Raw genomic sequence first — 10710 nt, 5'->3', positions numbered from 1 at the left:
GGACCCCGGAGAACCGCAGACCGGCAGCGCCAGCCGGCGCTACCCCACGCCCACGCGCCGAATCCGGACGAGAACGACGATCACGCCCACGCCGAGCGCACCAGCCCCACCTCATGAAAGACCGGGGTTAGGCACAAGGGGGCCAGGGCACCACCACCTACCGGGGGCGCTAGCGTTGGCCAACGTGTGCGCCGCGCCCGTCGACCCGACGTTCTTCCTGCCTGCCGCCACGGTCTCCGAGGCCGTCGCGCGCATCTTCTCCCTGACGGGCGGATCCCAAGAAGGCAGCACCCGCGGGGAGAAGCGGGCCATCCTCGCCCTGCGGGACGCGCTCTCGCTAGACATGGATGTGTCGCGTACGAACGCGCACATGGCCAGGCGGATCGCGGAGGAGCTCGAGATCGAGTGGGAACCGACGTACGTCGTGCGCAACAAGCTCAACCTCGACGGCCTCAACGTCCTCCTCCGAGGCGCCACGAGGGCCTACCACGACGACTCGCTCAGGCGCCTCGCCGGACGGCGGCCGACGAGGCTCGACGGTCCTGAGTGGGCGGCGTTCCAGCCAGCACAGTCGAAGATCGAGGCTGTAAACCGGATCAGTTCCTTGACCCATTCCGGTCCCGAGTGGCTAGGCCCTGGCAGCAAGGAGCACAAGCGTGTGCTCGTGAACCTCGCTGTCCGCATGGCGCCGCACCTCGACACCGGGCTTACAAAGACCAATCTCGCGGCGGCACTCGCCCGTGAGTTCGACGCACCGTGGTCCGACGACTGCGAGTCCACCGGCGAGACCATCTCCCTTGCCGGCCTCAACACTCTCTTGGCAGGCGCGGAGCGTCGCCTCGGCAGACTCGGGGCCGACCGGAGCATGCTGCTGGGTACACCAGAGGAGGAAGGGAAGGCGCTGGCAGCTGCTCTGCTCGATGCCTGGCGTGCGTCACGACAACCTGACGGTGGCAGGCGGGTCGTTTGGGACGGGCGCAGCAGTATCCAGTGGATGCTCGACCAGGGAATGACGGAAGGCCCGAACCAGAACGAGTGGCAAGGGTTCTACTGGGAGGCGCGAGGGAGGGCCGTGCTCAACGCAGCGTTCTCTCCCAACCCGAAACCCCCGAGAACGCGTTACGGCAACACGTCCTTCGACTACTCCCTGCGGTTCGTCTGGGACCTCAAAGCTCACACCGAGAGTTGGCGTAACCCGGTCTCGGGTGCCATCCAGAGGGGTCAGGGAGTGGCGCCACTGAACGACCAGGCGTCGATGAGCGCCTGCATCACCGAGCAGGGCCTCGGGTTCCTCATGGTCGGGGGGGTGGCTGTCGCTGACGAGGACGGTGCCTTCGTGGAGTGGCACAGGGCTTTCAAGGCGCAACAAGGGGTGAAGTCGAAACCGTCCAACTCCGGGGTGTCACGACGGCGCAAGGCCGCCTTCGAGCCGCTGCACGTCGAGGCGTTCTACTTTCACAACGTCGCTGCACTTGAGGCGGCCAAGGCGGCGGGGCAAGTTTCTGGTTTCCACCAGGGCAAGCAAGCCCCCGGCACCAGCGGCAGGGAGGGTGGCTCGCGTCGGCCCAAGTACAACCTGAGCGTGCCGCGGGCCAGAGGCACGACTATCGCCACTGCGAGGTTCGACTGGCCCCGGGGCTGACCCCCCCCCCCCGGCAGCGGGGGCAGCGCACCCGTTTCGGATCGACGGCCGCACGGGCGGCGGGCTCGTCATCGGGGTATCGAGGTGTCGACGGTGGTGCCTTGGTGGTGGTTCGGGTGCCGCTCGGGGCGCAGTCTCCTGACGTCGCGCGAGTGGCCGTCTTCGGTCTTCCGTGAGCGGCGGGCCCAGTCTGAGGGCGCCGTGAGGCGCCATTCCAGGCGGCTCTGGTACTTGGCGGGGTCAGCGGCCTTCAGCGGAGGTCCGGTGGGTCTGGTGTCGGTCGGTGGTACGCCGTGGGCGGCTCGGAAGACGGCGAGGTCACCGATCAGACGGTCGTCCACGTCCGGGGGCACCGAGCGCATCCACGGGGTGGACTCGATGGTTCCCGGTACTTGACTCTCGTCCGCGACCCGGTCTGCAAGGTCATCGATCCTCGTGGCGAGTCTGGCTAGGTACTCGCCGGTGTCCGGCTGGTCGCGGAGAGCGGCAGGGACTTCCGGCAGCCAGGGCAGGGGCCCGCGGCCGCAGGTGCGTCTGAGGGTGGTGCTGATGCGCCAGGAAAGCGCGGCGGCGGGGTCCTCGGCGTCGGTGAGGCTCTCCTTGCCCCGGTACCAGGTGGCGGCCTGGATCACCGCGCGCGGTGCTTGGCCGTCGAGCCACCGCACCGAGACCTCGCTGCGCAGGTGCGGGTAGGCCGGCTTGGTGGTGATGCCGGGCAACCACTCCTCGAAGGAGGCGTCCAAGGCCGCCATCCGCTCCTGGCCCAAGACCTGCTGCGCGAGGACTGGGAGAGCGTCCTGGTAGGCCAGGACGGCCTCGCGCAGGTCCCTTGCGGCGTCGCCACGCTCGACGGTGGTTGCGGACAGTGCGCGACCGTCGTGGGCGAGGATGTCGGTGAGCACCTCACGGGGATCCACCGTCGGCTCCTCGACGCCGAGACCCACACCGTCGGTGGCAGCCGTGGGTGTGCCGATGTAGAGGTGATTGGACTCCCGGCCCCGGGAGAGCGCGACGTAGAGGGACTGCCGCGTCTCCGTCCCGGTGAGGACGGTGTGGGTGGTGTCGACGGTGGCGCCCTGGGCGCCGTGGATCGTGCTGGCGTAGCCCAGCTGCAGATGCTGCGCGACGTACCCGGGGGGCAGAGCCACGCGGGCGGAAGCGGCGCGTGTCCGTCCGCTGAGCCGTTCCAGCGTCACGCTGCGGTCGGTGCCGACGTCGAGGACGCGCCACCGGTCCCCGTTCTTGACCCACGATCCGTCGCGGGTGCGCAGGGTGCGGTCGTTCCGCCGGGTGACGACCAGGTCGCCGGCGCCGACATACGTGCCGTCGGCGAGGGGGACCTCTGGTCCAGGGGCGCTACCGGTGGCGTCGAGGCGGTCCTGCCGGGCGCGCTCGTTGAGCTCTCGGACCGTGTCGCGAGTCGCGGCCAGCAGCAGACTGCTCCAACCCGCGTCCTGGTCGGCTTTCCAGGCGGCGTACGCCGCCTCGGCTGTCGTCGCGACGTCGCCGGTGTGGACGCGGCCGTTGTCGAGGTAGTGCTCCAGGCCTGCCGGGTCGCCGTCGCGGACCGCGAGAGTGGCCGCTCCTTCGGCCGGGTCGATGAACCGGTGCAGCTCGGTCAGCATGGCCGTGGTGCCGCGCGCGTAACCCTCCTCTGCGAGATCGCGGAAGATCCCGCTGGCCGCGACGGCGGACAGCTGCTGGTCGTCCCCGACCAGCCGCACGCTGCCGCCCGCCTCGACCACGTGCCGGACCACGTCCGCGAGGTCCCGGGTGCCGGCCATGCCGGCCTCGTCAATGAGCACCAACGTTCTCGGGCCGGCTCCGTGGGTCGCGGCGTGCGCTGGATCACCCGCGGGTGGTGGAGCGCCTACCGCGGTGCGGGTGGTCCGGTGGAGATGCTTGGCGAGAGTGTCTGCGGGGACACCGGTCGTGCGGCCGAGCTCCTCCGAGGCGACCGCGGTCGGTGCCAGGCCCAGGACGGTGCCGCCGGAGGCTTCCCAGGCTCGGGCGAGGACGCGCAGGGCTGCGGTCTTGCCGGCACCGGCCGGGGCGAGGGCGACCTGCACCCGGCACCCGCTCGTGGCGAGGCTGCGGACCATCGCCGCCTGGGACCGGTCCAAACTGGGTCCGTCCGCGGTCTCGTCGCTGAGGACGGCGTCGACCAGATCCGCGGAGGCTTGGCGGCCGTCGCGACGCAACCCCAGCGCGAGGAGATCGTCCTCGGCGGCCAGGATCGCCTTCGAGGTGTAGGCCTGGCTGCCGTGCACCGTGTGGGCAGACTGCCCGTCCGGGCGGCGCAGCACCGCGGATTCGCCCAGATCCGGCGGCACCCCGACCGGGACCGAGAACCCCTGCAGGACCCAGCGCTCGACCTGGCGCCCGTGCTCCTCGAGCCGGGCCAGGGGCACCTGGGCGGTGCGGAGCTGGCGCAGGGTCTCGGCGCGCACGTGCCACACCTGCCAGGTCGCTCGCGACCCCTCCAGCACCGACAGCACGCGCGCGGCGATGATCTGGGGACGCACGTCCCCACCCCGCCGCTGTCGAAGGTGTCCCGAGAGCGTCCCCACCCCCGGACCTGCGGCGATATTCACGTCCCCACCGCGCCCCCGGTTGCGTCCCCACCTCGTCCCCACCGCCGCGGCGACCATCTCCTCCGGGCTCCTCCCTTCACGGGCGAGCACGGTCGTAGCCTGCTCCCGCCAGGCGTGACGCTGCTCGGCCTCGGAGCGAGGTTCGTGCTTGCCGGGCCTGGTCTCCAGGTTGGCCTGCTGCGCCAGGGCCAGCGACTCGATCGCGGTCGGCGTCCTCCCGTGGTCGGCCAGGAACGCCGACGCCAGCACTCGCTGCCGCGCCTCGATCGCCTGCCGCCGGGACGACCACGCCGCGAGCATGGCCGGGACGATCCCGGCGATCTCCCGCACCGGCCGCTTGCCCTCCACCCCCGGGCGGTCGACGAAGGCGACCCCGAGCCGCTCCACCAGCCCGGCCTCCAGGTGGGTGTTGTAGTGCTCAGACGCCATCACCTTCGCCTTGAACAGCATCCGCCCGTCCAGGGTCAACCACCGCCCGCCCTCCTGCGGCAGGGACTGGACCTTGTTGGAGACGACGACGTGGGTGTGCAGGTCCGGGTCCCCGGTGCGGGAGTCCCGGTGGTCGAACGCCGCCGCCACCAACCCGACCACGGGCACCTGGCGGATGCCGCCCTTGCCCACCCTCGTGAACGCCACCTCCGCCTCCAGCATGGCCAGCGTGGCTCGGACCGCGTCATCGTGGGCGGCCTCCACCTGCTGGGCGACGTCGGTGGGGGCGAGGGCCCACAGGGTCGAGACCGACTTCACCGGCGAAAACGTCAGGTCGAACCCGGCCACCGGCACCTGCGCGGGCCGTGACGCCCTGGCCACGAACCTGGTCAGCTCGGCCTCGTCCACCGGGGCACGGCCGTGCCGCTGCTCGAACGCCGCACGGGCGACGTAGGTGCGGATCCGCGCCCGCTCATGCGCCGGGATCGGGGCGTTCCACGCCAGCCCCCGGCTGGTGTTGTGCTCGCTGAACGTGCGCGCCGTCACCTGCCGCAAGGTCGTGGCGTCGAACGTCGGGAACGCCCGCCCCAACCCGCCCCACCCCTTCACGGCGGCGTCGGGCTCACTGGAGCGGGGATGGCGGCCCTGCCCGAAGAGCAGCTTCATCTGCTCCTCAGTCACCACGTCGCTGACCTGTAGGTCGAGGCCGGAGAGGCCGCTACCGAGCCACCGACCCGGCGCCTCGCCCTTCTCCTCGTAGTAGGAGGCGAGGCCCACCTGCCGCTTCTCGGTGGCGTCGTGGGCCGCAACCTGCTTCGTCAGGTACGTGTACCCGCTGCCGGCGGCGAGCTTGTGCAAGGTCATCACACCTACCCAATGCGGACGAACGGCCCTCTGGGAGTCACTTTTCTGCCACCAATTTCACCGAGTGCACCGGGTGTGTCCTCCATCTGCTGCTGCTGGCTGTCGGTCGGTCGCGGGGCTGCTCAGAAAAAAAGTTGAAGAAAGTGAGTCCCGGAGGGGGGTCTAGTCCGCTTTAGGGGGGTAGACGGGTTCGTCGTCGGGTGGGTTATCCACAGGGACGGTCGAGTGCCTGTCTGGTCCGCACGGGATCTGGCCTACTGGAGGTCGGTCCCTGACGAAGGGAGTGGACATGTCAACGATGGCAAGCGGGAGTCCGGAGCAGCGGCGCAAGGCGCCTGTCGGCCCGATCCAGCGGCGGTGGTACACGGTGGCGGAGGTCGCCGAGATGCTCGGCTACGGGCCGACGAAGGTGCGCATGATGTGCATCTCCGGCGACCTGCGCTCGCTCAAGGACGGCGGGTCCCGGCGCATCCTGCCGGCATGGGTCGACGAGTACGTCGCCAAGCGGGCGGCCGAGGCAGAGGCGGACTGGCCGTGAGCAGGCGAGCCAACGGAGAGGGGTCGATCTACCCCTACCGGAACGGCTTCGCAGCCCACGTGTGGATCACCACCCCCGCGGGCCGGCGCCAGCGCAAGTCCGTCTACGCCAAGACCCGGGCCGAGGTCCACGAGAAGTGGCTCCGCCTGCACGAGCGGGCACGGCGCGGACCGGTCGTCCCGGTCTCGCCCAAGCTCCGCGACTTCCTGGAGCAGTGGCTCAAGGAGACCGTTCGACCCGGGCTCTCGCCGGCCACCGCGAGCAACTACGAGATGTTCACCCGGCTCTACATCGTGCCCGACCTGGGGGACCGCAGCCTCGAGAAGCTGGCGGTCCGCGACGTCCAGACGTGGGTCAACGCTCTTCGGGTGCGTTGCCAGTGCTGCTTCCAGGGCAAGGACGCCGCGCGCGCTGAGCCCCAGTGCTGCGCGCGCGGTCAGTGCTGCCAGGAGGTCGCCTCGGAGTGGACGGTCCACCAGGCGTGGCGCGTGCTCCGCGGGGCGCTGACCCAGGCGATGCGGGAGGAGCTCGTCTTCCGCAACGTGGCCGCGCTCGTGCGCGTGCCCGTGCCCCGGGCGACGAGATCAGCCGTGTGGTCGGTGGACGACGCGCGGCGGTTCCTCGAGTCGGCCCGTGATGCCGGGGATGCGATGTACGCGGCCTACGTGCTGCTTCTCGTGCTCGGGCTACGCCGGGGCGAGGCGCTCGGACTGGCGTGGGAGGACGTCGACCTGGAGCAGGGTGAGGCGTACATCGCCTGGCAGGTCCAGCGGGTCGACGGCCAGCTGCTCCGGCGTCGGACGAAGACCCCCTCGTCGGACGCGCCGCTGCCCCTGCCGGACATCGCCGTGCGGGCACTCGAGCGGCACCGGGCCGAGGAGGATCGGCGACGGGTGGCCGCCGGCGACATGTGGGGCGACTGCGGGCTCGTCTTCACGACCCGTCTCGGCGACCCGGTCGATCCGCGCAACTTCCACACGGCGTTCAAGACCCGGGCGCGCAAGGCCGGCGTCCCGATCGTCCCCGTCCACGCCACGCGGCGGACCTGCGCGAGCCTGCTCGTCTCGCTCGACGTTCACCCCCGAGTGGCGATGGCGGTGCTGCGTCACAGCAGGATCGCGATGACCATGGAGGTCTACTCGCAGGTCTCGTCCCAGGCCACGCGCGAGGCACTGCGCCAGCTCGGCGGACGGTTGGGTGATGACTCGGCTGGGTAGGACGGCTGTCACACCTATGTGACGAACGGAGATGTCACGGCTCGGCGACAACAGCAAACGTCGTGGTACGCTGACATTAAGAGATGCCGCACATCCGTGACATCCACGGGTCTGGAGATGAATCTGTGCTCAGCACGGTGCGAGACCTCGGTGCCGCCGTGCGGCGAGCGCGCCGGGAGGCCGGGTTCAGCCAGCAGGCCCTGGCGGACCGAGCGGGGGTCTCCCGCCAGTGGCTCTCCCGCATGGAGGCAGGTAAGGGCCCGTCGGCCGAGCTGGGCAAGGTGCTCGACGTCCTCGCCGCGCTCGGACTCGCGGTCGACCTGGTCGCCGCCCCCGCGCCCGACGCCAAGGACGATGACCCGTTTGCCGGTCTTTTCGAGGACGGCCCATGACGGGATACTTGAACGTCTACCTCGACGGCGTCCTCGCCGGACAGCTGGCGCAAGCCCCGGGAGGGGCGCTGGCCTTTGCCTACGACACGGCTTACACCGCCCGTCCCAGCCCCACACCGCTCTCGCTGTCGATGCCGCTGAGTGGGTCGCGGCACTCGAACCGTGTCGTCTCAGCCTGGCTCGAAGGGCTCCTCCCGGACAGCCTTGCCGTCCGGGAGGAATGGGGTCGCAGGTTCGAGGTGTCACCGCGGAACCCGTTCGCCCTGCTTCGCCACGTCGGGCGCGACGCCGCCGGGGCCGTGCAGGTGCTCCCCGACGACGTCGACCCACCCTACGCAGCTCAACGCACCGGAGACGTCCGCCGGCTGACCCACGATGAGCTGTCGGACCTTCTCCTGCGGCTGACGGTCCGCGACCACGGCTGGGACGTCGGTGCCGGCTCGGGACGATGGAGCCTGGCGGGAGCGCAGAACAAGGTGGCGCTCCATCGCCTGGACGACGGCGGGTGGGGTGTTCCCCAGGACGCGACGCCGACGACGCACATCCTCAAGCCGACCCACGCCCACACCCGCTTCGAGGACCTGCACGTCAACGAGTTCGTCTGCCTACGTGCCGCGGATCTCCTGGGGCTGCGGGCAGCCCGGGTGGACCTGGTCGACGTCGGTGGGGCCAGGACGCTGGTCTCCACCCGCTACGACCGAGGCCGGGGACGGGACGGGGTGTGGGTGCGCCTCCATCAGGAAGATCTTCTGCAGGCGATGAGCTACCCATCGTCCAAGAAGTACCAGTCGGACGGCGGCCCCAGCGTCAAGAACGTCGCCTCCCTCCTGTCGACACTGGCCCTGGCGGACCGCGATGCCGTGCAGTCGGCGTTCTTCGACGCCTTCGCCTTCAACGTCCTGGTCGGAGGAACCGACGCCCACGCGAAGAACTACTCCCTGCTCCTGCGCGGGCCGCGGGTGGCCCTGGCACCCCTCTACGACGTCGCGTCCTATGCGCCGTACCTGAAGAGGGGGGAGGCGGTGCGGAGCTCGATGAAGGTGGGGCGCACCTGGCTCGTCCGCGACGTGACCGTCGAGGACTGGATGGCCGTCGGCCTCTCCCTGGGTCTTGAGGCGACCGAGGCTGTGGACCGCGTGGAGCGCCTGCGCACAGGCCTGCCCGAAGCAGTCCTCGCAGCGGCTGAGGCCGCACCCGCGCCCTTCGTCGAGGATGCCCGCCGTGTCGCCACTGCCGTCACTCGGCAGGGCCACCTCAGGGCTCCGCGCCTCCCGCGCGCGTCCCAGGCCACCCGGAGCTCGGCTGACTAGGGTTGTGAACAGGAGTTTTGCGGGGAACGCCCCCATCATTGCTGCTGTGGGCGAGACATGTTCGCTTACTGCACATCACACCGGTGAAATGTCTGGGATGTCCGTGTAGATTGACATTGTGGACGTCGAAATGTTCGGGAACAACAGAACCGGGACCCTCGTGCCGATCTCTGGTGTCGACCCACGGTCGGGGGAGTGGACACACTCCGCCTTCGTTCCCGCGCCACTGACGGAGGACCTGCCCGAGCTGAGCCCTCAGACATGGATGCGAGTCGCCGACGCGCGCGCAGCCCTGGCGGCCTTGGACAGCACGGCGCGCCACCTGCCCAACCCCCGGCTGCTCCGGCGACCTTCACTGCAGAGGGAGGCCCAGAGCACCTCGGCGCTCGAGGGCACGTACGAACCCCTGCGAGCCGTCCTGACTGCGGACGACGAGAGCCCGGTGAGCCTGACGATGCGCGAGGTGCTCAACTTCGTGACGATGGCCGACCTGGCCTTCGACTGGGTGGGCCAGGGGCGCACCCTGTCGGTGTCCATGCTCGCCGAGCTCCAGCGAACGTTGGTCCGAGGCACCCCGGCGGAGGATCCCTCATCCGGGCAGATCAGGACGATTCAGGTGGTGATCGGGCAACGCCGGACGGCCGTCGTCGGCGAGCTCCCGGTCAAGGCCGCCAGGTTCGTCCCTCCCCCTCCCGGGTTGGACCTCGAGGCGAACGTGCGCGACCTGGTGCGCTGGATGGCCGTGGACCACAAGGACACCATGGACCCGGTGGTCGTCTCGGCACTCTCGCACTACCAGTTCGAGACCCTGCACCCGTTCCACGACGGCAACGGACGCATCGGCCGCCTTCTTATCGTCCTGCAGCTCTACGCCTCTGGGGTCCTCAGCGAGCCGACTCTCACGGTGTCGCCCTGGTTCGAGGCACGACGCACCGAGTACTACGACCGCCTCCTGGCGGTGAGCTGCGCCGGCGAGTGGGACCAGTGGATCTCCTTCTTCGCCCAGGGACTCGAGGAGTCGGCCCAGACCACCCGTGGGCAGATGCTGAGGCTCGTCGATGTGCAGTCCGAGCTGAAGGGGACGATCCGCGCCTCATCTCTCCGCGCGGACAAGGCCCACACCCTCGTCGACTACGCGGTCGCACACCCCTCCTTCACGGTGCGGCAGGTCCAACGCGACCTAGAGCTCTCCTACGGCCGAGCCAACGGCCTCGTCGGTCAACTGGCCGACCTCGGCGTCCTCTCGTCAACGGGTGAGACCTACCGCCGCCGCTTCTTCGCCCCTGCCGTCCTCGACGTCCTGCTCAGCGCCTGAGGCGTTGCAGCACTTTCCTGGGGTACGGGCACGACAGATGCCCTCCCTGCGAAGCGGGAAGGGCCTCTGACCTGGCTGGAGGTGAGTCAAGGCCGGCGTCCCGATCGTCCCGGTCCATGCCACGCGGCGGACGTGCGCGAGCCTGCTCGTCTCGCTCTTCCCAGGCCACGCGCGACGGCCCTCCGTCAGCTCGGGGGACGCCTGGGGGAACGCACGTGACCCCATACCTGCAGGTCAAGCCCACAATTGACGCGTTTGCTGCCGTACTTTCCTGGGGTACGGGGTCAAGTCCGGTGGAGTGGTGTACGACGGTGATCCTTCGGTGGGTTGATCAGGCCGTCAGTGCGGGGACGGTAGCAGTGCTTTCCTCCTGTCCGGTGGTGGTCGGGGTGAGGGCGTGGCGGCAGCG

General features: G+C 70.0%; 7 protein-coding genes. 6 read left to right on the top strand and 1 reads right to left on the bottom strand.

Annotated elements, in window-relative coordinates; all coding sequences use genetic code 11:
- Positions 1 to 184: 184 nt before the first annotated feature.
- Positions 185 to 1642: a hypothetical protein gene (locus ACI3ET_RS15940; protein WP_405034060.1), complete on the top strand. Its 1458-nt coding sequence runs from the start codon at positions 185 to 187 to the stop codon at positions 1640 to 1642.
- Between the two features lie 68 nt (positions 1643 to 1710).
- On the opposite strand, the gene mobF is transcribed toward ACI3ET_RS15940, so the two are convergent.
- Positions 1711 to 5529 carry a MobF family relaxase gene (gene mobF, locus ACI3ET_RS15935; RefSeq protein WP_405034059.1) on the bottom strand — a complete coding sequence of 1273 codons (3819 nt, stop codon included), beginning with the start codon at positions 5527 to 5529 and terminating at the stop codon, positions 1711 to 1713.
- Between the two features lie 289 nt (positions 5530 to 5818).
- Here mobF and ACI3ET_RS15930 point away from each other — a divergent pair, with 289 nt between their 5' ends.
- The 5 genes from ACI3ET_RS15930 (at position 5819) to ACI3ET_RS15910 (ending at position 10301) form a co-directional block, all read left to right on the top strand.
- Entirely contained in the window at positions 5819 to 6067 is a 249-nt protein-coding gene (locus ACI3ET_RS15930) for a helix-turn-helix domain-containing protein (protein ID WP_405034058.1), read from the top strand.
- A complete protein-coding gene (locus ACI3ET_RS15925; protein ID WP_405034057.1) occupies positions 6064 to 7284 on the top strand; it encodes a tyrosine-type recombinase/integrase in 1221 nt (406 codons plus the stop codon). The genes ACI3ET_RS15930 and ACI3ET_RS15925 overlap by 4 nt, the downstream gene beginning before the upstream one ends.
- Positions 7285 to 7409: 125 nt before the next feature.
- The gene (locus tag ACI3ET_RS15920; RefSeq protein WP_405034056.1) at positions 7410 to 7676 is read left to right on the top strand and encodes a helix-turn-helix domain-containing protein; all 267 of its coding nucleotides are present in this window, start codon (positions 7410 to 7412) and stop codon (positions 7674 to 7676) included.
- Positions 7673 to 8986, top strand: a complete 1314-nt coding sequence (locus ACI3ET_RS15915) for a HipA domain-containing protein (RefSeq protein ID WP_405034055.1) — start codon at positions 7673 to 7675, stop codon at positions 8984 to 8986. Before ACI3ET_RS15920 ends, ACI3ET_RS15915 begins: the two co-directional genes overlap by 4 nt.
- A 265-nt stretch (positions 8987 to 9251) precedes the next feature.
- Positions 9252 to 10301: a Fic family protein gene (locus ACI3ET_RS15910; protein ID WP_405034054.1), complete on the top strand. Its 1050-nt coding sequence runs from the start codon at positions 9252 to 9254 to the stop codon at positions 10299 to 10301.
- The last annotated feature ends 409 nt before the right edge of the window (positions 10302 to 10710 follow it).

Origin of the sequence: Ornithinimicrobium jinqii (assembly GCF_045032595.1) — a bacterium.
In the GTDB taxonomy this organism is placed as follows: Bacteria; Actinomycetota; Actinomycetes; order Actinomycetales; family Dermatophilaceae; genus Ornithinicoccus.
Note: the sequence above shows the minus strand (reverse complement) of the source record. Positions and strands in the feature narration are given on the sequence as shown.

Coding starts and splice junctions, on each gene's coding strand:
- mobF (WP_405034059.1), bottom strand. CDS start 5,529: ATGACCTTGCACAAGCTCGCCGCCGGCAGCGGGTACACGTACCTGACG.
- ACI3ET_RS15930 (WP_405034058.1), top strand. CDS start 5,819: ATGTCAACGATGGCAAGCGGGAGTCCGGAGCAGCGGCGCAAGGCGCCT.
- ACI3ET_RS15915 (WP_405034055.1), top strand. CDS start 7,673: ATGACGGGATACTTGAACGTCTACCTCGACGGCGTCCTCGCCGGACAG.
- ACI3ET_RS15910 (WP_405034054.1), top strand. CDS start 9,252: ATGCGAGTCGCCGACGCGCGCGCAGCCCTGGCGGCCTTGGACAGCACG.